The following is a 22,351-nucleotide window of genomic DNA, read 5'->3' on the forward strand; positions in this document are numbered from 1 at the left end:
CAGATAATAGTCAAGATACTTCTTCGGTCTTCTCTGGAAGACCCTTTTCTTCCCGCATTGAAAGGATCAGTCAAATTAGTGACTAATCGGTAAAGTATAGTAATTAAATGCTTGATCCAATAAGGCACTAGCCTCTTGACGTTTCAAAAGTTCTTTTGAACGGAAGTTCACGGAGCCATCCGTTTTAACCTTGGTATCTGGGTCTATGATACCTTGGGAAACAAGCGCCTTGATCGCTTCCACTGCCCAGGCATCCGTTTTTCCACTCAGTTTAACCTTCGTTCTAGGCTCTACCTGTTTCAGGTTTTGGATCATTACCGCCGCCATTTGTCTAGTGATCGGAGAATTAGGCTGATAATTAGGCAGTCCGGCTTTCATCTGCTTCTTATTGGGTTCAATCATGTAAGGCTGTTTATGCATCCCATGGGCGCGAAGCAGCACTTCTGAGAATTCTCCCTGAGTCATCGTTCCTTTTGGATCAAAGATATGGGAAGACTTCCCGATCATGACTTTCAAAGCGTTAAGATTGTTAATATATGATTTATACTTACTATTCGCAGGTACATCAGAGAAAGGTGAATCAACGTTAATTTTTTCTGAAAATGCAACTAAGTCTGGTAGCCTCGTAGAATACATATATGCGATATGGCCAGCTGCGTTTTTCTTAAACGTAATTTTAGTACCTGATTCATCTTCGAACAATAAAGGATGGATCATTTTCAGCGTCTGTTTGCCTGCAGCTCCTGCTTCCAAAACTAAGTTCCCGTTCGAATAAGAAACCTTAGTCCTCATGGCATCAATACGCGTGTTTTTATATAGTCCGACATACGCTTTGGCTTGCTGCTCACTGATTGCCGAATAGGTTGGCTTTGGAACTTCTGTCTTTCTTGGATAATAGTGATTCATAAATGCTTCATACACGTCAATGCTCACATAGGGGTTGTCGTCATTGTTTGACATATACAAGGCTGTATTTTTCTCAGGCAGAATAACAATCAGGGATGAATGCCCTGTAACATTCCCTCCTTTTAGAACCACATGTTGACCATTCATCTTCTCATGGAAGTAGCCTTCAAACCCGATTGTTGCAATAGGAATCGTTTTATCAGCAAAAAGCTGGTATGTTTGCATTTGCTCTATGCTTTTTTGACTCACAATTTCTTTGCCATCATACTTTCCTTTGTTCAGATGCATTAAGAGATACTTTGCCATGTCATCTGCTGTTGAGACGATACCACCTTCAGGTTTTTCTGTAGGAATAGTTCCATCCATAGGGATTTTTTCACCCTTCGGTCCATAGTGAGCAGCCATTCTGCCTAATAGTTCAGGCGTAATTCGCACATTCGTTGAGGTCATGCCTAACGGTTTGAAAATGTTTTTCTCCATATACTTCGAATAGGGCATTCCCGAGACGTTCTCTACCGCATACCCCGCTAGCAGAAACCCAAAATTGTCATAAGTGTATATTTCCCCCGGAGGCCTTACAACCGCTGACATATGTGATCTGACAAAATCCTTTATTGGAAAGTTTTTGTTAACATATTCCGGTGAATAATACGAAGCGATATCGGGTGAATCAAATCCGGTTGAATAGGTAAGCAGATCATACATGGTCAGGTTTTTCCCCGTTTTATTCGGAATTTTCACTCCTCCTAAGTACTTTTGAATGTCGCCTCGTAAATCGATTTTCCCCTTATCGACCAACTGCATTGCCGCCAAGGCCGTGAATGTCTTGGTAACAGAGCCGATCTGGAAAACGGTGTCTTTATCAACGGGAATCTTCTTTTCTTTGTCGGCATAACCGTAACCTTTGCTTAGTAACACTTTCCCATCGGCCACGACCGCAAAATTAGTACCGACTGTGTTATACTTCTTCATCACGTCCGTAATAACGCTATCTGCAAATGCTTCTACCTCCTTGGCATCGCGGGGCCCCTCCAAACTAGGACTTACAGATGCAATGGGCGTGGCCATTGTTGCGCTAGCTGTCGAGCTGCTAACTGGGATACATGCGGTCGTTGCCATAGCGGATAATAGCAGAACAGCGATGGTGCGAGTCTTTTTATTCATACATGGTCTCTCCTCAAAATGTATTTGCCTCATAACAACTGGCTGAACCGAGTATGGCAAAAGGCTTGTCATATCAACAAGTGTCATTTCGTCACCCATCATGCCAAGACACTTTAAAATGTCATATGACAATTAGGCACCAGGATTTATGACCATAGAAGAATGCTCAACAAGTATCAAGAATTTGGATGAAATAGTCATTTTTACACAGTGTATTTCTTTATTGTAGAAAGCGAATTTATTCAGTTCCATCACTTTATTTAAGTAAAGTATTATAGGTCTATAAAATGGTACCAAACCATGGATAAATATTCCACTGTGACGGGGAATCTTTTATTGATAGGCGTACCACCGCCGCTCTATTAATCCAGTGGCAAGAAGAAGCTGCCCCTCCTGCTAGAAAAGGGACAGCTTCTTTTCAATCCTATATGAAACTTAAACAAGATGCCAAACTACCTCCGCGCATATCCAGCAAGCTTCTTGCTCACGCAGACCATGACTGCGGCAAGGCCAAGAAAATACAAGGGCATCACGATTAACGAGCCATTGTGAAGAAGACTCATGCCGCTCGTAATCAGGCTGACAACAATGTAGTAACCCAATCCGAAGATCGCTCCTGCCGTTCCGAGCACATCTCCATATTGGTTCAGCGCTAGACTAAGGCAATTCGGAATCGCCATTCCGATGCCGAGCAGCAGAATAAAAATACACGCTACCATTAACACCATATCCATTATAGTGGCGTTAATTCCGATAACAGCAAGAACGGTAAGGCAAAGAGCCCCCAGCATCGTAATGATCGTGCCGATCACGATAATGCGCTCAGCCTGAAGCCTGGTCAGCAGTTTCTTCGACAGCATCGCACCTAAGATGGATGACATCGCAACAAAGATACCGAAGAAACCAAAGCCGCCGGGGCTCATCTGAAAAAATTCAATAAAAATAAACGGGGCCTCCGCATAGTAACTGAACAATATGCCGTTGGTGGCTCCAATGAGAAAACCGAATCCCCATATTCTGGGGTCAGAGACCAGGCGCTTGCCCACGGAGAGGGTGTTAATCTTCGAGACAGCCTTTACCCTGGTTTCAGGCAGAGAAGTCCAGGTATACAACAAAATGGCGGCGCTCATCAAAACCAACGTCAAGAACACTGCTCTGAAACCAAGAGATTGATCCACCCATCCGCCAATGAGCGGCCCAATAGCGGGTGTAAACGCAAGCGCTGCCGAAATCTGGGCAAACACCGCATGACGCTTGGCTCCATCGATACTCTCACGCAAAATGGTTTGGGTGACGACCGAGCCGGTGCTGGCACCAAAAGCCTGAATGAATCGGCTCACCAATAACCATTCGGCCGAACCGGATAGATAGCAGCCCAAGCTGCCTAATCCATAAACCAGGATGCCCCACAGCATAGCAGGACGACGTCCGATGGAATCCGAAAGCCTTCCCCAGCAAAACACTCCGAAGGCAAAGCCTAGGAAGTAAATGCTGAGCGTTAGTTGGATTGCATTGTTGCTTGCTCCCAATTGATGGGCAATGTCCGGTAATGAAGGTGTATATATCGTTTCACTAATTTGTGGGAAACCCACAAGGATAATTAATAACCATATGGATGGATTTGAGATTTTTCTTTGCACAGCTAACATCCCCCTTATCATTTCAAAAAATCTCTAGTTGGCTGGCAAAGAAATTACGGGATCGGGGGTTTGCATTTCGTTAGTCTAGTAAATGAAAGCATGAAAAGTCACCTTTTTTTCTGAATAAGGGGGTTATATCTACCGAGTATTATAGCAGAATTGCAGGCAAAATGCGCTCTTGAGCTCTTGATTCTCCCTCCCACGGGAGGCCTTACACTTTGGGCCAGGGGCAGCAAGAATAGAAAAATGAGAGGAGGTTTTATTTTTTTGAGGATTTGATTGCTCGTACTTGCATCACGATCAAAAAAGGGTGCCCTACCATCGCCCTGTATAATGACAAGACTCTGACGAGCACCTTTTATGTATCAATTCTTCTTGGAGAGCCATTCTGCCAATTCTTCCGTCTGGGCAAGAACGGCAAGCGGATCGTAATACCAGGAACGCTCCTCGGGCCATACATACATGTTCCCCTTCTTGACCGCAGGGAGACTGCCCCAAATCGGATCCGCTCGGAAATCTTCGATCGTACGCGTATTAGACGTCATAATAATGTAATCGCCCGCGTATTTTCCTATCATTTCAGCCGTTAACTCAGCCCATTGCTTCTCTAATATTTCCGCAGCCACCCCGCTCGGAGGCTTTCTTCCCAATGCCTGATAGACAGGCTGACCGCCACGGCCGAAATTATCACCGTACACCCAGGTTGTCTTCTCGCCGTCTTCCATAATGCTAAAGGTCGCATCCGCCGGAATCGCTGCATCGACTTTAGCTTTGGCTGCCGCTATACGCCGATCATACTCCTCCAGCCAGGTTTTGGCTTCCTCTTCCTTACCAAATAACTCACCGAAATAAGTCAACTCTTCATGAGCATTCTTTAAATCTCCATATGGAATGACGATAGTCGGTGCGATTTTGCTTAGCTGCTCATAGGTTGTTTCCCCATTGCCGGTAATGATGAGATCCGGGTTTAAAGCCATGACTTTCTCGACCGACGGTTTTCCGTAATCCCCGATATCCTCGATTCCTTTTAAGGATTCTTTAAAATAATAATTTTGGATGGTAAGCCCCGGCGCTCCAACCGGAATGACATCAAGCGCAATCAGGCTGCCCAGATATTCTTCTGCGATGATGCGCTTCGGACTCACCGGAACTTCGATATCGCCATTGACGGTAGAAACGGTTTTCACTTTGGATTCTTCCGCCGAATTCGTATCCAGCGCTTGCGATGAATCATTAGCTGCGGTCAATACGGTCTCCGTGTTATTTCCCTTACTTGTCTCTCCTGCTCCACAGGCACTGAGCATAAATGCCAGAAAGAGCACTGCGGTAACAAGAGTTACACGCCTTCTGCTTAAACTACGAAAAGAAAACACTTTATATCCCCCTTATATATCGATAACGATAATCATTCTCATATAAAACATTACCTCCTGTCCCCTCTAATGGCTATGCCTTAAAATGATGTCTACTCATGCAAATTTATGATGTCCTGTCAGCACTTTCATCAATTCGCTCAGCTGTGCTTGCGAGGAGATAGGATCATATCCGAAGAATAATTCCGGTTGATTCAGAACATAGACTCGATTATGCCGTACCGCATCCAAATGCCGCCAATCCGGTGATCTAAACAATGCTTTGATGCGCTCCAGACCGTGAGGATGGTTAGGTAATGACGTTATGAATATATGATCGGCCGCGTAAGAAGCGACCTTGCCGATTGCCGCTTCCACATATCCGCGGCGATGGAGCCCTTCATCCACCAGCCCGGCAGGCGGATGAAATCCAATATCGTCGTATAGAATCTGGCTCCCTCTGCCAAAACTGCCGCTGAAGCAATAGGCTGTATCCGCGCAAAATTCCCAGACGACGGCGCTTCCCCGCTTACCAAGCTCTCCATTGAGTACCTCATTCGAGTGATCGACCCGTTCGTCGTAACGCGACAGCCATTCCTCCGCTTCCGCATCTTTATCTATGGCGGAAGCGATGAAGCGGAATTGCTCGCGCCAGCTCATCGTCTTGAACGGCAGATCCAGGACAGGTGCCAAAGCGAGCAGCGCCTTGTTCTCAATTGCCGAATCGTAGCTGATAATCAGATCCGGATTGGATGAAGCTATCGTCTCATAATAATGATCGAATGCGAGAGCATACGGTCGAAACGATGGTCTGCACTCAGATGATTGCTGTATGGGGTCTGCTGAAGCCAAGGGGTATACACCCCCAGCTCAGGCGTAACCCCAAGCGCCAACAAGGATGCCGTATGGTTTAGGTTCAATGCGGCGATTCGCTTTGGTTTACGTTTATAAGCCGTAGGAGACATGCCTACGGCTTCCTTGAATTTACGGCTGAGGTACAAGCCCTCCTTATACCCTACTTCCTGCGCCAGCGTATTTAAATCTTGCGACCTGGTCAACAGTCGTTCTTGCGTTTTACGTATTCGAAACAGGGTCAAGTATTCATTAAAGGTACGTCCGGTATGGTTGCGAAACTTGCGCGAGAAATGCTCCGGACTAACACCCGCCCTAGCAGCCATCTGCTCTCTTGTCAGATCTTTAGAGTAGTTCTCTTCCATATACTGCTGGGCTTGTTCCACCCAAGATCGTTGCTGTGAAGATGATCTGGATATCGTCTCCGCATGGATCTCTTGCAGCAGTTTAATGAACAGATGCTGCAGCTGAAAAGGCTCCCCGTGATCCGCACCTCCCCAGATGCTCTCAAGTTCTCCGGCCATCCGTAAAATCTCGGACGGAATGTCATGAATCGGAACATTACATTCAAGACCGTAAGATGCACTGTCATCTACACATAAGCATCGATATTCCATATAAAGCCCCCGTAAAGGCGTTAATCTTATGGATTCCAACTTGAGTTCCGTTAGGCTGCCGGAACCAAATACGCTTCCTCTGAAAACCGGATAGGATCGCTCATCCGCATGCAGCAGGCCCTCTCCCTCCTGGATGATCACGATGCGATAGCTCTGCTCTTGATGATTTCCGCTGGCGCTCGGAATCTCTTCATCCAATCCCATTAGACGAGTCGGTACGTGAAAAAAATGAGGGGGAAGTTTATTCGTTGAAGCTAGTGACACGGAACGCCCTCCTTGATTATGATAATCATTATCAATTAATGTGATGTTATTATACCAGATGCTTGCTCCATCTGTTACGTTAAATCCATTTTATACGCTTCCTCCTTCCAAGCAATCATGGCGAAGCCCTATCTAAAACATTCGACTTGTATGACGGGTTTCGCCGACCATGCCTGCCCTAAACCTGCATAAGCTCTCCACTTGCTTAAATGTGCTACGCTTAAATTAAGAATCACTCATTCCACAGAAAGGAAGTGTGCACGATATGATACTGAACCATCTTAATCTCACTGTCACTGATGTAACCGCAGCAAAGGAATTTTTGCAAACCTATTTCGGACTCAAAATCGGAGGCGAGCGCGGCCAATCGTTTGCAGCGATGTTTGACGATCAAGGGATGGTGCTGACCTTAATGCGGGGGACCGAGGTTAACTACCCCAAGACGTTTCATATTGGCTTTATTCAGGAAAGCGAAGCGAAGGTAAATGAACTTTATCAGCGTCTAAAGGATGATGGGTTCGATGTCGAGCCGCCACAAAGAGCCCACGGATGGACATTTTACATTAAAGCCCCGGGCGGGTTTACTGTCGAAGTTCTGGCCTAATCATCATCGTTACATGGGACAACGCCATTCCTCATCCGCTACACGCAAAAGCCCACGCATCACGCGTGGGCTCTTATGTTATGTCAGGCTTAATATAGCTCCCATGTCTCCGTGCATAATGCGGGTAAAGAATCCGCAACCCGCTCACAGTCCTCATAGCCCAAGCTGCCGGAATGCGCAAACAAAATCGGATATTCTCCGTTTACCGGCTCTTCCCTCATATCGAACATATAATGGTTTCCGCTTCCATCCATCGCAAACGACACCGCCTTCGGCATATACTCCGGCAGCTCGTAAGCCAGGTTCATCTCCCTCAGGTCATCCGTGCTAAAGAACTGGAAAAGACGTTCTCCCTGTTGAAATTCCCCGCCGTTGGAATACTTCAATAAGTCCAAATAGCTTGCGGGGAAATTCCTCTGAGGCAGCTTCCAGCCTGCAGGATCGAGCGGCGTATATTGATCGTAAAAGGGAGACGTTTTGTGAAAAGGATTCACTTGTCTTCCCTTGATTTCATCCATTTCTTGGGCAGACAGCTCCGTATTCCACTCCTTAACAAAACGAGCCATTTGTTCACCGGTCGCGCCGGAACGTTTGTCATACGGGTGCTCAAAATTGATATTCCACATCTTGGCCTTCCTCCATCCTGGTACTTCCTGTCTTGGATCTTCTCCAATCATTATAATGGAAATATCGGAAAGAGGGAGCAGTCATTACAGATGGGATCCTCCACTGGCATCGATGCATTGACCGGTGATCCAGCGGCTGTCCGGAGAAGCCAGAAATGCTGCAATATCTGCGATATCCCCAGGCTCACCCCATCTTCCGAAGATCGAATAGCCGGCTCCGAATTGGAACGAGGCCGGGTCCTGAAGCATGGCGGCATTCATGTCAGTAGCTACGAATCCAGGCTGTATCGCATTGATCGTGATTCCGCGGGAACCCAGCTGGCTCGACAGGGAGAGGGTCAGCGAATTGATGGCCCCCTTCGTCATCGTATACGCAGGAATATTGGGCAAGGAGATTCGGGTTACCGCAGAAGATAAATTGATAATGCGGCCATCGTCTCGAAGGCGTGGGAGAGCCTGCTGAATCATGAAGAATGGCGACTTCACGTTCATTCGTATCACTTCATCAAAGCTTTCCTCCGTGGTCTCCTCGATGGTTTCCACTAAGCCGATCCCTGCGTTGTTAACCAGAATATCAAAATATGTTTCACCGGTTCGTGCTTTCAACGTCTCATCCAGCGACCCGTACAGGGCACTTATTCCATCCATGGAAGTAAGATCCGCCCCTACCAAGAAAGCTTTGCCTCCGGCCTCGGTTATCTCGCTCACGACCTCTTCCGCGGCCTCATGGTTCTTGCCATAGTGAACGGCTACCAACGCTCCTTCCTTTGCCAATCGTATCGCGATGGCACGTCCAATGCCTCGGCTGGAGCCTGTAATCAAAGCAACTTTTCCCGTCAATGTATTCATGTTCTCATCATCTCCTCTTTTTCTTTCACTTTTAGTTTTATCACAGGCCCCATTTCGAAATATTGCGCTCCTATTCTCGTCGTCCTCTCGATAACCCTATAAAAAACGCCCCACTTGTGGTGGGGCTAAAACGTAGGCATTTGCGTCGCCGCCTACGCTCAGTGAATTAAAAATCATTTACATTCCATGTAATGATTATTATAATGAGAATATCAAAAGAGCTGCGCAACCTGTGTTTGCATAAAGCGATTAAAGGATGATTTTTTCCTTTAGTCGCTTTTTTTGTGAGCTTGTTGAAAGTCATGGAGGTATATCGTATGAAAAAAAGAGCGTTTGATATGATCATGCTGCTCATCGGGGCATTTATTTTTGCGCTGGCCGTCAATTTATTCGTCATTCCCAACGATTTTGGCGAAGGCGGCGTTACCGGGATCTCGATCATTCTGTTTTATGTGCTGAAATGGTCCCCGGCGCTGGTCGGCATTGTGATTAACGGGATTTTGCTGATTATCGGCTACAAGCTTCTGGATAAAAAAACGACGGTCTATACCATTATCGTTGTTGCCTTTCACTCTCTGTTCCTTCATTTGACGGAGAACTGGAGCATCGCTTCGGATGAGCCGGTGATCAATGCTATATTTGCCGGACTGTTTGCCGGCGTCGGGATTGGACTCATCGTCCGGGTGGGTGGCACAACGGCGGGTACGGTGATATTGGCCCGCCTGGCTAATAAATATTGGGATTGGAATATCAGTTATGCCCTGCTGTTCTTTGACCTGATCGTGGCCGGACTGTCTGTCTTTGTAATCGGGATCGAGAAGGTGATGTTCACCGTGGTCATCCTCTATATCGGCACCAAGGCGATGGAGTTCATTATTGAAGGCTTGAATCCCAAAAAGGCCGTTACCATCATCTCAACTCATCATGACCGCATCGCAATTCGGGTTACGGAGATTATGGATCGCGGGGTGACTGTCCTCCGGGGTTATGGATATTACACCGGTCAGACCAAAGATGTGCTCTACATCGTCATCAGTAAACAGGAAGTCTCCATGCTCAAAAAAATCGTCCGGGCCGAAGACAAAAACGCTTTTGTCACGATCCATGACGTACGCGACGTGTTTGGCGAAGGATTTATTGATATTTCAAAATAAGAGCGGACTTATCCTTTTATACGAAAAAAGATCGAAACAGCCGTTTGGGCAGGTTTCGATCTTTTTTATCTTTTTTTCATCATACTCAGCTTCATCTTCGGTTTATTAGGGAGACATATATCTTCCATACGCCAGCCCGAGATCTGTAATGGCATCATCCGACACGGATAGAAGCGAAACATTCTCTCCTTCCGAGCCCATCCATTGGACGCCCAACACAAAGCCAAGCTCCGTTTTTGCCGCAAAGAGAAATGAGAACATCTCCGGCCGCACCTCGCCTTGATCATCCACTCTCCATGTAGAGCTCGGATCAAACTTCGCCGGATAATCATAATATAACCAGCCGCTCTCACGTTTCAGCGCCAGGCTTGCCAGCATATCATCACCCTGTCTGACGAATTGCACCAGATAGAGGGACTCCCCATCAGGAAGTTGAACAATGGGCCATGCCTTGTCTACTTCTCTCCCCTTGCTGTTCTTGATGTCCTGCAGCTCCTGTTCATTGATCTCCTCCGGATTTGCTGGTTGAATAGTCATTAAGGCATCCGTAGGAAGATGGCGCTTAGGGATGATAAAATAGGTGGCATTCGGTTCTGCGGCCCCTTCGCTCACCTCATATAATTGTCCAGCCTGATGGCTGAAATTCGGTGCGGTTTGCCTGCCGTTATCTTCCTCCGTCGCTGGCTGCGAGCCGGCATATTGAACCGGAAGCACCACGCCTCCCTGTCCCACGGCAATCAGCGAGGCTTGCTCATCCTGAATAGCCGCATCCGGGTCTACCAACAGCCTATGCCCCGTCTCGTCGGCAAAAGCGAAGGTCCCTTCCTGTAAAGCAGCCACATCCTGGACCACCAAGGGCTGCTCATCCTTTATATCAGGCGCTGGCTTCACGTTCGAAACGGGTGGGGCGGGGACCTGCTCCATCTCCGGATCCGCACATGCCGTCAAGGTACTTATTGCCAAAATAAACATCGCTGCCGATAACCTTTTCATGCCCTCTCAGCTCCTGTAATAAGATTCCAAGTCTTCCATAACCTCAGACGCTAAACATACCGAAAAAGTTGAAGCCTAAGTTCCTTTTATTTGTATTTTCCCATGACAAATTCGGATTATTTTTTGCATTTTAGCTACACGAAACACGGAGTTATGGCTTATTAACTTACACCAAATGACAACTTTATAGAAATATTTAATGAGTTCGCAAAAAACATTTTATTGGTAATACGGGGCAAGATTCTATACAATTCTTTTTAACTTAAAAATGCTGAGTGCAAACTTTTAATGTTTTAGTACAAATTGTCCGAGACAGGCTACCTTTCCCGCAAAACAGACGATTTATCACGCAATTCTACTTTAACGATTTGAAGGAGTGCATCGCAAAAGTGACTACGAATATTTCCGTTTCTTCACCCCTTACTGCCGCGAAAGACTATGTGGAATCCATCTATAACCAAGTGGTGGCTCGAGATCCGCATGAGCAAGAGTTTCATCAAGCCGTCCGTGAATTTGTAGATTCCCTCGTCCCTGTTTTAGCCCAGCATCCGAAATATCGGGAACACGGTATTCTGGAACGCCTTGTGGAGCCTGAACGAATGATCACCTTCCGTATTCCATGGGTGGATGATCAAGGCAAAACCCAAGTAAACCGCGGGTTCCGTGTCCAATTTAACAGCGCGCTGGGTCCGTACAAAGGCGGCATCCGGTTCCATCCTTCGGTGTATGCCGGTATCGTCAAATTCCTTGGTTTTGAACAAATCTTCAAAAATGCGCTCACAGGCCAGCCCATCGGCGGCGGCAAGGGCGGTTCGGATTTCGATCCGAAAGGCAAGTCCGATCAGGAAGTCATGCGTTTTACCCAGAGCTTCATGACCGAGCTTTACCGTCATATCGGACCTGATTCCGATGTGCCTGCTGGCGATATCGGTGTCGGCGCTCGCGAGATCGGTTATATGTTCGGCCAATACAAGCGGATCCGCGGCGGACATGAGGCCGGCGTTCTGACAGGCAAAGGCGTCATCTATGGCGGAAGCCTGGCACGTACGGAAGCAACCGGCTACGGCTGCGTCTACTTCGTACAGGAGATGCTGGCTTCGCAAGGCCTTAGCTTCAAAGACAGCCGCGTCGTGGTGTCCGGCTCGGGCAACGTCTCCATCTACGCGATTGAAAAAGCACAGCAGCTCGGTGCACACGTCATCGCCTGCAGTGATTCCAACGGGTACCTGTACGATCCGGACGGAATTAACCTCGAAACCGTGAAGCTGCTGAAGGAACGGGATCGCCTGCGGATCAGCGAATACGTCAAGATTCACCCGCATGCCGAATATACCGAAGGCTGCACGGGCATCTGGACCATTCCATGCGATATCGCACTTCCTTGCGCCACGCAGAATGAGCTGGATGAAGAAGCAGCGAAAACACTCATCATGAATGGTGTAAAAGCTATCGGTGAGGGAGCCAATATGCCTTCCACGCTGGAAGCGATTGAGCAGTTCATCAACAGCGGCGTGCTGTTCGGACCGGCTAAAGCCGCCAATGCAGGCGGGGTTGCCGTATCCGCGCTGGAAATGAGCCAGAACAGCATGAGAATGTCATGGACCTTTGAAGAAGTGGATGCGAAGCTGCATCAGATCATGAAAAACATCTACAGCAGTGCCGTAGATGCTGCAGAGGAGTATGGCGTAGCTGGCAATCTAGTGGCTGGTGCCAACATCGCAGGGTTTATCAAAGTGGCTGATGCTATGATCGCACAAGGTATCGTATAAATAAGAAACAAAAAGAAGCCCTACCGCATATGCGGTAGGGCTTCTTACAGCTTATAGAAGCTCGCTACGGAGCTCTTCGGCCGATTTTGGAGATAAGTATCCCAGCGGGATATCAAACACCGTCTTGGCGCCTTTCTGTCCCTCTCTGCTCAAACGATGGGCAGCTCTTGCATAAGACACCAGCACACTGGCCGTAAATTCCGGGTTGCTGTCAAGCTTCAGGCCAAATTCAACAATTTGTTTATTTCCGCTTCCGGTTAAGCCGCTGCGAATGACAAATCCGCCATGAGGCATGCCTGCATGCTCAGCCTCAAGCTCTTCTTGCGTAATGAAAGTTACGGTTGTATCGTAATCGGCAAAATAGTTAGGCATCGACACAATCGTTTGACGGATCTGCTCTTGGTCCGCACCTTCTTCCGCTACGATGAAGCAATCTCTCCGGTGCTTCTCGCGCGTGGCGAGCTCCGGTGTTTCACCAGCACGGATTTGGTTGATAACCTCTTCTACTGGAACCGTATATTGAACGCCTGCCTTCACCCCGGGAACACGACGGATGGCATCCGAGTGGCCCTGGCTCACGCCTTTGCCCCAGAAGGTATAATCTTTTCCTTCCGGCAAAATCGCTTCGGCAAGCAGACGATTCATGGAGAACAAGCCCGGATCCCAGCCCGTCGAAATGACGCTGACACGGCCTCCGCCCATCGCTGCTTTGTTGACTTCCTCGAAAAACTCAGGGATTTTCGCGTGTGTGTCAAAGCTGTCTACCGTATTGAACATGCTGGCAAGCTGTGGCGTTTGCTCAGGCAAATCCGTAGCCGAACCGCCGCACAGAATCATAACGTCAATCTTGCCGATGTATTGCTCTGCCGCTGATATATGCTCGAAGCGAGCACCGGAATTGGACGGCATTTGCTGCGGGTCTCTGCGCGTGAAGATGGCTACCAGCTCCAGATCCGGATTTTGCCCGATTGCTTTCTGTACGCCTTTGCCCAAGTTTCCATAACCTACGATCCCTACTTTAATAGATGCTTTCAATGTAATCCTCCCTTTGTCAGAACCATTTCCCTGTAGCATGATGTTTATGTACCGCTTTAAAGTATAAGTATATAGACATCAATCAAATTGTAAACTATTTTATATGGACAGGAAATTGTTTCTATCTGTGTTATTCTTATTTTTCACCGTACTATCCGATAACTTGTACAACATTTCCTTCTTGATCCTTGATTTCCGTCTTCAGGACCTCAATCCGGATTCCTTGCAAGCCAGAAAGCTCGAAGGTGCTGACCTGCGGCAGCAATCGGCTTGAGAATTCACCCGCGGTTCGATCGTCCAAAACCAGGGTAACATCTCCGTCCTCCGCAGTCCAGCGGCTCTCTTCTCCCGGCTCAAATACGACCCGAACATCCGAACCTACAAGGCTCAGTTTCTTATCCTTCAGAATTCGGCCCTGCAGCAGCTTCCCGATAATTTCGGCCTGCTTGGCACCTATTTGTAATGTAGCCCGAGTTTTACTTAACCAGCCCTTCTTCCCCGGTTCAAAAGCCAGCTGGCTCACGTAGAGAAATCCGGTGTTGGAGCCCTCTTGTTTTGTCCCTCGGTCAACGGCTTCCGAAATCGACGGTACATTCAGGAGCGAATCCCGATCCAGATCCGTTATATATTGCGGCATATAATCTGCACAAGCCTGTAATACGCCAAGCGTATTCCATGTCTGCATCGCCTCGAGTTCTTCACGTGTGATGCCAACCATCTGCAGGAATTCTACCCGACCATTCGGCGTATTCATCCCCGGCAGCTCGGGATCCAGGGTGAAGGCGAGTGCTGTCAATTGCGTATCGGCACCCAGACAGATCGGCCCATTGGCATCCAAATAATCTCCCGAGCGAAAAACATTCCCGCTGTTAAACACATATCTCCCCATGTTCTGAAGCAGATTTAGCGCCCACGCCGGTGGCTCTTCCTCTTCCTCCCCCTTAGCCAGCCTGAACGTCAATTCGAATCCGTAACCGCTCTCCTCCAGATTGTCCGATTCCTTGTCATACAGCTCGCTAAAGCCATAAGTAACCATATGCCAATGCGGACTTGGGGCATTTGACGTATAAGCGCTGATTCCATTCAGCGGATCGGGTCCTCCAAGGGCATAGGGAATTAGAGCCCCGTAATGTTTCGGCTCCTGCTCCCCGTACAGTTTCAGCAGCTGCTCATCAATCGCGTCCCAGCCTGCGGCGTTTTCTTCATGTGTCATATCCTGTTCCCCCCGTTATCGTTTACCTCCATTATATAGGACGTATAGGGAATGAAGAAGTTTCCAGAGAAGTGTATAATAGAACCATATCAACGAAGGAGCCTACATGTTCATGAAAAAAATAACGGCATTATCCGTAACCTTAACACTTTCAGCTTCGATTATGGTCTCTTCACTAACTTCGCTGCCGGTTTCCGTCGATGCGGCCTCAGCCAAGGAATGGATACAAATCTCCGAAAGGACGTCCTATTACGGTGAAGCAGCCAACGGCCAGCCCAATGGACGCGGTACGATCAAATGGGGAAATGGCAAACAATATTCCGGCGAATTCATTAACGGGAAGCGCACCGGAAACGGTAAATACATTAACGAATACCAAGAAGAAGGTGAAACACATAAGGTGGTATACACCGGCCGCTGGAGCAACGACAAAATGGATGGCGAAGGCATCCTGACGCATAAGGTGAAATTGCCTGACGGGTCCGTCCGATGGAATCAGATCCAGAAAGGGACATTCCAGGCAGGCGCCTTCCAAAGCGGATACGATGTCACTCATGCCATCGCGGATCCCGACTACAACTTTATCTACAAGAAAGGCCAGGAATCGCTCGAAATCATGGGCTTCAATCAAAACATGAAGAAAGCCTGGGCCGCCGGAACGATGTTCAGCGTTCATTATAAAAACGGCACCATCAACAAAGAATCTTCGATTTTCCCTGCCAACTCGGCGGCTGAACAGCGTCAAAATGACGCCGCGATCCAATATTTCAAGAGCATTCAAAACAAAGTGGCTCCTCACCTGGAGCAATTTGAATCATTGTCCAAGCAGGTTCCATTAAAATAACCTGACCCAATACAATCGTCAAAGAACCCGGTAACTTGCCTATAGCAAGACCGGGTTCTTCTATTACCGAAGGAGCCTATCCATCACAATATCTCTATGATGCAGGACCCTCGAGTACAAACTGTAACGTATACTGATCCAGCTTCTTCACCTCTACTTGATACCCCAATAAATCTGCCGTTTGCAGGAGGGGCATCATCGTCTTGCCCTCCGAGATATAAGGAGCATGCCGAAGCGTAATTTCGGCTGCGGCCGCTTCTTTCTTGCGATCCTCTTGGCTGCTCCACCCCCAAGCTTTCGTTGAATCTACCGTCAGTTCGGCGACAGAACCTTTACCCGATAAAGTTATTTTTCCTGCGTCATATGCCGCCGATAACCCGAGCGCTTTAACCGCTTCCTTCACGGGTACCATCAATTCCGTCTCATCCGGCATCTTCCGACTTGTAAAATGGACGGGTTCTCCGTTTTCGGTAATCCGTACCTCCACGCTTCGGGCTTCCTTCCCGACTATCAGCACTGTATCAACCTGTTTGGTTAACCGCTCCATGAAGGTCGCGGCATTCTCGGGGGTCATCTTATAGCGGGCATCCTGCAGGCTCACCGCTTGAGTAATCCGGGAGTTTATGTCCTGGGAATGATGAGAAAGATCCTTGAACTGCGAGAAGTCATACGTCCAGTCCACTTCGGCCTGAAAATCATATACTTGCGTGTTGCCGTAATGATTCAGCTGCTGGAACATCCACGTCTTCATCTCCAGTTGATTGCTGTAACGGGCCGGGTTCGTGTCCTGCCACAGCTTCTGCCGCAGGATGCTGTATGGTGGGTAATAGACAATAAATTCAACGTCGGGATATGCCTCTACCAACGACAACACATATGTATTGAAATGATGCTGAACCTCCTCGATCGGCTCTTCATTCACGCCAAAATAGTGTTCTGTATTTCTGGCCCGATCATAGGCATTCATCACTTGATCATTTCCGTATGACACCTCGTTGTTCCAGTTGTACAGATATTCGATATTTTGGGGAGTGCCTCCCATGAGTGTTCTGACGATCCCTCTCGCAAAATTTTCATAGGCTGAATAATTGAACCAGTACTTATAGTCATTCCACCAGATATCGTCATACAGATATTCCGGAAAATAGTCGTCCGCGCCTTCATCCGGATTCTTCAGTGCAAAATAGTCCAATCCCCACAAAACGGTCTTTACCTTCCCAGTCTGAAGCGCCAGAGACGCTATCTTGTACTGCTCATCGGCTGTCGACCCGCGCATGGATAACTTTAGCGCTTGGCCTCCCATCGCCTTCCCCACTTCGGACGGCAGGAAATTCTCCGTCATGGATGTGCCGAGGATGATGATATCATATGGGTAATTGCGGACTAATCCCGGATTCTGGTATCGCTGCTCGCTAGTAAAGATCGGAGTGTACCAGGTCGCTTTGCGGTAGAACTGAAAGGGATCCAATACAAATGTCATGCAGCCGACCAGCAGTGCAACAATGAGGGAAGCGAGCGCAAACTGAATCAGCATCCTTCTCCCTGCCCTCCGATGAATACGAACGGATTGAGGAGCAGCGGCTGCGCTCGACTTGGGAGACGCCGACTTGGTGGCCGTTGATGTCGTTGGCATGTTGAACGCCGCCTTTCCTAGAAATTAAAATACAAAAACTCGCTAATGCGGGTGATGTACATCAGAGAGATGACAAACAGAACCGCACATACGACGGCTTGTTTGAAATTCGGACGGAAGGAAACGGACAATTCCGAGGAATTCCGGCAGAGCAGCACAATCGGCGCGATGACAACAATGATGGCCAGCGGCTCTAATATGGCATCGTTCAAATAGAGGTGGATGCCTGACAAACCGCTCATTCCCTTCAATAAACGCACAGCCTGAGCCCAGCTTTCCGCACGGAAAAAGACCCAGGTAACCGTAATGAACACAAAGGTGATCGTCCAAGCGAGAAGACGCGGCATCGCAATACCGAGCTTCCCCCAAAATCGGTGAATGACTTGTCCCACACCGTGCAGCAGGCCCCAGAACAGAAAGGTCCAGCCGGCACCGTGCCACAGACCACCAATCAGGAAGGTCAGCACCAGGTTCCGCAGCATGATCGCTTCACCCCGGCGGTTGCCTCCGAGCGGGATATAAATATAATCCCGCAAAAAACGGCTGAGGGTCATATGCCAGCGCCGCCAGAAATCCTGTATGTTCAGCGCCTTATAAGGTGAATTGAAGTTCTGCGGCAGCCGAATATTGAACAGAAGCGCCGCACCGATGGCCATGTCGGTGTAACCGCTGAAGTCAAAGTAGAGTTGAAATGTGTACGATAAAGCAGCGATCCAGGAGTCAACGAAGCCTGCTGCTGAGTCAAAGCCCGCATTGGCATAGACCGCCAGTGTATCGGCAATGACCACCTTCTTAAACAAGCCGATACAGAATATAAAAACACCATTTGCGGCATTTCCCCAATCCCACAGCTTCCCCCGAACCCGATCGAACTGCGGCATCATCTCACCATGATGCAGGATCGGTCCCGCAATCAAATGAGGATAGAAGGTCACAAACAGCACATAGTTGACGATATTGTACTCACTGGCCTTCCCTTTGTAGGCATCTACCAAATATGCGATTTGGGTAAAGGTAAAGAAGCTGATCCCAAGCGGCAGCGCCAGATTGAGGAGAGATACTTCCCATCCTGTTGCAGCTCCTATATTAACGAGAAAGAAATCGGCGTATTTATAGTAGATTAACAGCAGCACATTGCCTGCAATGCCACAAATTAATATGCCTCTGGCGCCTCGCCGGGAGAAAGAAGCGTCTTGGGAGTTGGCTTGACGGGCTTGCAGCAGCCGTCCGATGAAATAGTTGAAGGCAATCGAACCGAGAAGAAGAGGAAGATAGCTGATATTCCACCAGCTGTAAAAAAATAACGAAGAAAGCGCCAGCCAGCACTTGGCTGCCAGGCTATACCGAAACCGATTCAACCCAAAATATACGATAACCGTGATCGGCAGAAATATAAAAATAAAGGGATAGGAATTAAACAACATGCCGGGAAAGGCACCTCCGACTTTCTAAATTGACCATTCGTTAACGATGTCGATTCTTGGCGGTAATTTCTAAATAATATCATATATTTTACATTTGAGATATAATTTTCTTGCCCACTAAATGATCCTTTATGTATAAAAGAGGCGCCTTTTAAGCGCCTCCATGTTACTCTACTCTTTTTTCAATTGCCAGGCTATCTCTACTGTGAACGTCCCTCGTTCAGAATCGTAATGGTCTTATCGATTCGCCGCTGACGGGTTTCCATCGCCTTAGCCCCCTCGATCGACAGCACCAAGCGGCGTTTATTATCCCGCGCGTTTATTGTGCCGTCCAGCCGCCATCCACAAGCAGCAAAGTGCCTGTCACAAGATCTGATGCCGGGGAGGCGAGATAAATAACGGCTCCAGCCACATCGCCAATGGTACCGATCCGCCCTGCCGGGATCCGTGCCAGGACACCGTCGCGGAAATCGGGGGAGTCCAGTCGCTCGGCTGTTCCCGGCGTATGGATGAACGTAGGACCGACGGCATTGATGTTCACGCCACGGCTGGACCACTCCAGCGCCAGCACCTTTGTCAGCTGATTCACACCGCCTTTGGAGGCGCAATAGGCAGCCCCTTCCGTAATCCCAACGACACTCACCTGGGAGCTGACGTTAATGATTTTTCCGTACCCCTGCTCCAGCATGATGCGGCCAGCAGCCTGACAGCAGAAAAATACACCTTTCAAATTCACGTCCATCATCTCATCCCAATAATCCTCGGTGATATCTTCCGCAAGCCTCCCCTCTCCCAGACCCGCGTTATTAACCACGATATCGAGTCGGCCGAAATCCTTGGCTACCTGATCAAACACGGTTCGGATCTGCTCCACATTCCGGACGTCCAGCTCATAGGCCTTGGCCTGACCTCCTGCTTGAGAAATTTCCTCGACCAATCGATCCAGCGAGTCTTTGCTTCGTGCCATGACGGCAACCTTGGCTCCTGCTGCTGCCAGCGCTTGGGCTAGTCCATAACCGATGCCTTTGCTGGCCCCCGTCACGATTGCGATTTTATCCTGAATGCTGAAATTAGGCTGCATATGTAATACCTCCATCACCTTAGATTCTATGTAGTTTCATTAAAGCATGATGGCTGGTCAGTGGCAATCTTTGCCAGATCCTCCTCCCCAGTAAATCCATCCGATTAAGGCCTAAAGTACGTTAATTTGCAGCAGCAATAGAGGAATCTCTGCCCGTGGGCTAGAAATGATGAGAACTATAGCGATCGTTGTCTAGTATGGAGAGTATGGAGGAAATCCAAGTATGAGCGAACGATTATCTGAAGCGCAGCAACAAGCGATTCTTCATGTCGAATCAACAGCGGCGGGCCAACGAAAAGTCGCTTTGGAAATGACGGAACAAATCTTGAGGACACATGAACAAGACCCCGTAACGATCAGCTCGCTGTTAACCAGTCTCGGAAAGTCTGCCCACGTCACGTTGAATTTCCATCCGGATCGGATACGGCCCACCGGGCACGCTGTCATCGAATCCCTCTTGGCAGAGGGCATATATCATAACCAGTTCATCACGAGCGTGACGAATGGAAGCAAAACCGCCTACCCGGGCGGCGACCGCGACCAATGGGAACGGCTCCTGTTTGGCGGTGCCTACCAGCAGCCCGGCGTACATAATGACGAGCGGCCCAAATACGGGGCACTCAATCTCATGCATTATGCCGATGGTGCGTCGCCCCGCTTCGGTTCCTGTTTTTTGGTGCTTTCCCCTAATATATTGACCCGCTGCACCTTTACATTCGGAGACAGTCATGCAGGTCCTGAATTTGTGGGCACCATCCGTCAATGGGATTCGATTCTCGCTGCACTCTTGCATCAAGTCGAGTCCACTGGCGCGGCCCTGGGCTTCCCTAATGTGGACATTCCATCCATGCTGGAACGCATTCTTCATCTGCCTTTTTCGCATACCGGTTTCTCCGGGCCTGTCGGTCGTTCCTTGGATGATTATATTGAAGCGCAGATCCATGGTGTCATCGACTTGTCCAGCGATGTGGAGGCCCTGGTGGCCGATCCGTCCTATAAGGACTCCCCGATCGGGCATTTGCTCCATGCATTATGTGAACGGTATGACCTCACCTTGTCCTGGCATCCAGGCTTCTGCCTTGCCTTACAGGATGTTCCGGATGATTTCCGGGGACCCGTCATGCCGCCGCTCGCCAAGCGGATCGATCAACGGTTTGGAGGCTCGCTGGGCATACTGGATGCAGCCCTTATTGGCAAAGCCGCTGCTCAACTGCACCATGATCCAAGCGAATGGAGCGATTGGGGAACATTGGATGAAACCTTCCAGCATCTCAAACAGCTGTGGCATGTGCTCGTAAAGTATGGACATTCGTATCCGTGTACACCAAACCGCTAAGCTGTATTTTTCCCTATGTACGTGCACTGGCCTGAGGGTCCGACTAAAGATAACCGGGCTAGCGATATCCGTGCAGCAACGGCTAGGTCTTTTGGGCGCAGCTTCTTATATATTGATCTTAGAAAGGATGATGACCGGATGGATTGGGTCCAGCGGATGAATGAGGCCATAGGCTATATAGAAGGACACATAACCGAGGAGATCGATTACGCTGAAGCTGCTCAGATCGCATGCTGCTCCGTGTACCATTTTCAACGCATGTTTCCGTTCATTACGGATGTTTCGCTGTCTGAATACATACGGAGACGCCGGCTGACACTGGCCGCCTACGAGCTGCAAAACAGCGAAATCAAAGTAATCGACCTTGCCCTTAAATATGGTTATGATTCCCCGGAGGCGTTCGCGCGTGCATTCCAGAACATGCATGGCACAACGCCGACGGCCGCACGCCAGACCGGCACCAAACTGAAGGCTTATCCCCGCATCTCCTTTCAATTCTCAATGCGAGGGGCTGCCGAAATGAATTACAGAATCGAAGAAATAAAGGCGTTTTCCGTTGTCGGTTTCAAGGAGCAAGTAAACACACAACGTGCCTATGAAGACGTTCCCCGCCTCTGGATGGAGGCTCAGGAGAAGGGCATTTTCGAGAAGCTATGGAACTATCGTGAGCAAGACCACTCGATCCGGGGCATACTGGGTGTCTGTGCAGACGGTGACTACGGGAGGAATGAGCATTTTGACTACATCATGTCCGTCGTATCCAAGGATACGCCTCAGGAACCGATGATACAGCGGCATTTCCCTGCCGCCACTTGGGCCGTATTCGAGCTGGAAGGAGATCCGAGCGGCATTGCGGAGATGTGGAAGCGTCTTTATACGGAGTGGATACCATCCCATACTTATGATCTCGCGCCGCTGCCTGCCATCGAATGCTATCTTCCTCCGGACGAGTATAAGAACGAGTTATGGATTCCTGTAGTTAGAAAGGCATAGTA

Annotated in this window: 19 protein-coding genes; 6 read left to right on the forward strand and 13 right to left on the reverse strand. The window is 48.7% G+C overall.

The window, feature by feature from the left end; translation table 11 throughout:
- Positions 1 to 75: 75 nt before the first annotated feature.
- The 5 genes from NYE54_RS26330 to NYE54_RS26350 form a co-directional block, all read right to left on the reverse strand.
- Positions 76 to 2,070 (reverse strand): serine hydrolase, encoded by a 1,995-nt coding sequence (locus NYE54_RS26330; RefSeq protein ID WP_339267324.1) that lies wholly within the window; start codon positions 2,068 to 2,070, stop codon positions 76 to 78.
- A gap of 452 nt (positions 2,071 to 2,522) precedes the next feature.
- On the reverse strand, positions 2,523 to 3,710 hold the full coding sequence (locus tag NYE54_RS26335; RefSeq protein ID WP_339267326.1) for a multidrug effflux MFS transporter: 1,188 nt from the start codon (positions 3,708 to 3,710) through the stop codon (positions 2,523 to 2,525).
- A 365-nt stretch (positions 3,711 to 4,075) separates the two neighbouring features.
- Complete coding sequence (locus NYE54_RS26340; RefSeq protein ID WP_339267328.1) at positions 4,076 to 5,083, reverse strand: ABC transporter substrate-binding protein; 1,008 nt, start codon at positions 5,081 to 5,083, stop codon at positions 4,076 to 4,078.
- Between the two features lie 96 nt (positions 5,084 to 5,179).
- Entirely contained in the window at positions 5,180 to 5,914 is a 735-nt protein-coding gene (locus NYE54_RS26345; RefSeq protein ID WP_339267330.1) for an ABC transporter substrate-binding protein, read from the reverse strand.
- Positions 5,821 to 6,795 carry an AraC family transcriptional regulator gene (locus tag NYE54_RS26350; RefSeq protein WP_339267332.1) on the reverse strand — a complete coding sequence of 325 codons (975 nt, stop codon included), beginning with the start codon at positions 6,793 to 6,795 and terminating at the stop codon, positions 5,821 to 5,823. Before NYE54_RS26350 ends, NYE54_RS26345 begins: the two co-directional genes overlap by 94 nt.
- Positions 6,796 to 7,060: 265 nt before the next feature.
- Here NYE54_RS26350 and NYE54_RS26355 point away from each other — a divergent pair, with 265 nt between their 5' ends.
- Positions 7,061 to 7,399, forward strand: coding sequence for a VOC family protein (locus tag NYE54_RS26355; RefSeq protein WP_339267334.1), 339 nt, complete (start codon positions 7,061 to 7,063; stop codon positions 7,397 to 7,399).
- Between the two features lie 89 nt (positions 7,400 to 7,488).
- Here NYE54_RS26355 and NYE54_RS26360 read toward each other — a convergent pair whose 3' ends face one another.
- Together NYE54_RS26360 and NYE54_RS26365 are read right to left on the reverse strand one after the other, a co-directional pair.
- Complete coding sequence (locus NYE54_RS26360) at positions 7,489 to 8,025, reverse strand: SMI1/KNR4 family protein (RefSeq protein WP_339267336.1); 537 nt, start codon at positions 8,023 to 8,025, stop codon at positions 7,489 to 7,491.
- An 84-nt stretch (positions 8,026 to 8,109) separates the two neighbouring features.
- A complete protein-coding gene (locus NYE54_RS26365) occupies positions 8,110 to 8,874 on the reverse strand; it encodes an SDR family oxidoreductase (RefSeq protein WP_339267338.1) in 765 nt (254 codons plus the stop codon).
- A 317-nt stretch (positions 8,875 to 9,191) separates the two neighbouring features.
- On the opposite strand from NYE54_RS26365, the gene NYE54_RS26370 reads away from it, so the two are divergent.
- Positions 9,192 to 10,028, forward strand: a complete 837-nt coding sequence (locus NYE54_RS26370) for a YitT family protein (protein WP_076324391.1) — start codon at positions 9,192 to 9,194, stop codon at positions 10,026 to 10,028.
- A 105-nt stretch (positions 10,029 to 10,133) separates the two neighbouring features.
- Here NYE54_RS26370 and NYE54_RS26375 read toward each other — a convergent pair whose 3' ends face one another.
- The gene (locus NYE54_RS26375) at positions 10,134 to 11,021 is read right to left on the reverse strand and encodes a hypothetical protein (protein WP_339267341.1); all 888 of its coding nucleotides are present in this window, start codon (positions 11,019 to 11,021) and stop codon (positions 10,134 to 10,136) included.
- A gap of 389 nt (positions 11,022 to 11,410) precedes the next feature.
- Here NYE54_RS26375 and gdhA point away from each other — a divergent pair, with 389 nt between their 5' ends.
- Positions 11,411 to 12,790, forward strand: a complete 1,380-nt coding sequence (gdhA, locus tag NYE54_RS26380) for an NADP-specific glutamate dehydrogenase (protein ID WP_098748466.1) — start codon at positions 11,411 to 11,413, stop codon at positions 12,788 to 12,790.
- A gap of 51 nt (positions 12,791 to 12,841) precedes the next feature.
- Here gdhA and NYE54_RS26385 read toward each other — a convergent pair whose 3' ends face one another.
- Both NYE54_RS26385 and NYE54_RS26390 read right to left on the reverse strand, forming a co-directional pair.
- On the reverse strand, positions 12,842 to 13,825 hold the full coding sequence (locus NYE54_RS26385) for a diaminopimelate dehydrogenase (protein WP_339267343.1): 984 nt from the start codon (positions 13,823 to 13,825) through the stop codon (positions 12,842 to 12,844).
- Positions 13,826 to 13,976: 151 nt separating this feature from the next.
- A complete protein-coding gene (locus tag NYE54_RS26390; RefSeq protein WP_339267344.1) occupies positions 13,977 to 15,038 on the reverse strand; it encodes a suppressor of fused domain protein in 1,062 nt (353 codons plus the stop codon).
- Positions 15,039 to 15,150: 112 nt separating this feature from the next.
- Here NYE54_RS26390 and NYE54_RS26395 point away from each other — a divergent pair, with 112 nt between their 5' ends.
- The gene (locus NYE54_RS26395; protein WP_339267346.1) at positions 15,151 to 15,882 is read left to right on the forward strand and encodes a hypothetical protein; all 732 of its coding nucleotides are present in this window, start codon (positions 15,151 to 15,153) and stop codon (positions 15,880 to 15,882) included.
- A 94-nt stretch (positions 15,883 to 15,976) separates the two neighbouring features.
- Here NYE54_RS26395 and NYE54_RS26400 read toward each other — a convergent pair whose 3' ends face one another.
- From NYE54_RS26400 to NYE54_RS26410, 3 genes are all read right to left on the reverse strand, one after another.
- Positions 15,977 to 17,515, reverse strand: a complete 1,539-nt coding sequence (locus NYE54_RS26400; protein WP_339267348.1) for a copper amine oxidase N-terminal domain-containing protein — start codon at positions 17,513 to 17,515, stop codon at positions 15,977 to 15,979.
- A 17-nt stretch (positions 17,516 to 17,532) separates the two neighbouring features.
- Complete coding sequence (locus tag NYE54_RS26405; protein WP_339267350.1) at positions 17,533 to 18,939, reverse strand: MBOAT family protein; 1,407 nt, start codon at positions 18,937 to 18,939, stop codon at positions 17,533 to 17,535.
- A gap of 319 nt (positions 18,940 to 19,258) precedes the next feature.
- Complete coding sequence (locus NYE54_RS26410) at positions 19,259 to 20,020, reverse strand: glucose 1-dehydrogenase (RefSeq protein ID WP_339267352.1); 762 nt, start codon at positions 20,018 to 20,020, stop codon at positions 19,259 to 19,261.
- A 223-nt stretch (positions 20,021 to 20,243) separates the two neighbouring features.
- Here NYE54_RS26410 and NYE54_RS26415 point away from each other — a divergent pair, with 223 nt between their 5' ends.
- Together NYE54_RS26415 and NYE54_RS26420 are read left to right on the forward strand one after the other, a co-directional pair.
- Positions 20,244 to 21,356 carry a DUF3626 domain-containing protein gene (locus NYE54_RS26415; RefSeq protein ID WP_339267354.1) on the forward strand — a complete coding sequence of 371 codons (1,113 nt, stop codon included), beginning with the start codon at positions 20,244 to 20,246 and terminating at the stop codon, positions 21,354 to 21,356.
- Positions 21,357 to 21,494: 138 nt separating this feature from the next.
- Entirely contained in the window at positions 21,495 to 22,349 is an 855-nt protein-coding gene (locus tag NYE54_RS26420; protein WP_339267356.1) for an AraC family transcriptional regulator, read from the forward strand.
- Positions 22,350 to 22,351 lie beyond the last annotated feature (2 nt).

The organism is Paenibacillus sp. FSL K6-1330 (assembly GCF_037976825.1).
GTDB lineage: Bacteria > Bacillota > Bacilli > Paenibacillales > Paenibacillaceae > Paenibacillus_AQ.

Coding starts and splice junctions, on each gene's coding strand:
- NYE54_RS26360 (WP_339267336.1), bottom strand. CDS start 8,025: ATGTGGAATATCAATTTTGAGCACCCGTATGACAAACGTTCCGGCGCG.
- NYE54_RS26415 (WP_339267354.1), top strand. CDS start 20,244: ATGAGCGAACGATTATCTGAAGCGCAGCAACAAGCGATTCTTCATGTC.
- NYE54_RS26370 (WP_076324391.1), top strand. CDS start 9,192: ATGAAAAAAAGAGCGTTTGATATGATCATGCTGCTCATCGGGGCATTT.
- NYE54_RS26355 (WP_339267334.1), top strand. CDS start 7,061: ATGATACTGAACCATCTTAATCTCACTGTCACTGATGTAACCGCAGCA.
- NYE54_RS26330 (WP_339267324.1), bottom strand. CDS start 2,070: ATGAATAAAAAGACTCGCACCATCGCTGTTCTGCTATTATCCGCTATG.
- NYE54_RS26405 (WP_339267350.1), bottom strand. CDS start 18,939: ATGTTGTTTAATTCCTATCCCTTTATTTTTATATTTCTGCCGATCACG.
- NYE54_RS26365 (WP_339267338.1), bottom strand. CDS start 8,874: ATGAATACATTGACGGGAAAAGTTGCTTTGATTACAGGCTCCAGCCGA.
- NYE54_RS26375 (WP_339267341.1), bottom strand. CDS start 11,021: ATGAAAAGGTTATCGGCAGCGATGTTTATTTTGGCAATAAGTACCTTG.
- NYE54_RS26410 (WP_339267352.1), bottom strand. CDS start 20,020: ATGCAGCCTAATTTCAGCATTCAGGATAAAATCGCAATCGTGACGGGG.
- NYE54_RS26400 (WP_339267348.1), bottom strand. CDS start 17,515: ATGCCAACGACATCAACGGCCACCAAGTCGGCGTCTCCCAAGTCGAGC.
- NYE54_RS26420 (WP_339267356.1), top strand. CDS start 21,495: ATGGATTGGGTCCAGCGGATGAATGAGGCCATAGGCTATATAGAAGGA.
- NYE54_RS26390 (WP_339267344.1), bottom strand. CDS start 15,038: ATGACACATGAAGAAAACGCCGCAGGCTGGGACGCGATTGATGAGCAG.
- NYE54_RS26395 (WP_339267346.1), top strand. CDS start 15,151: ATGAAAAAAATAACGGCATTATCCGTAACCTTAACACTTTCAGCTTCG.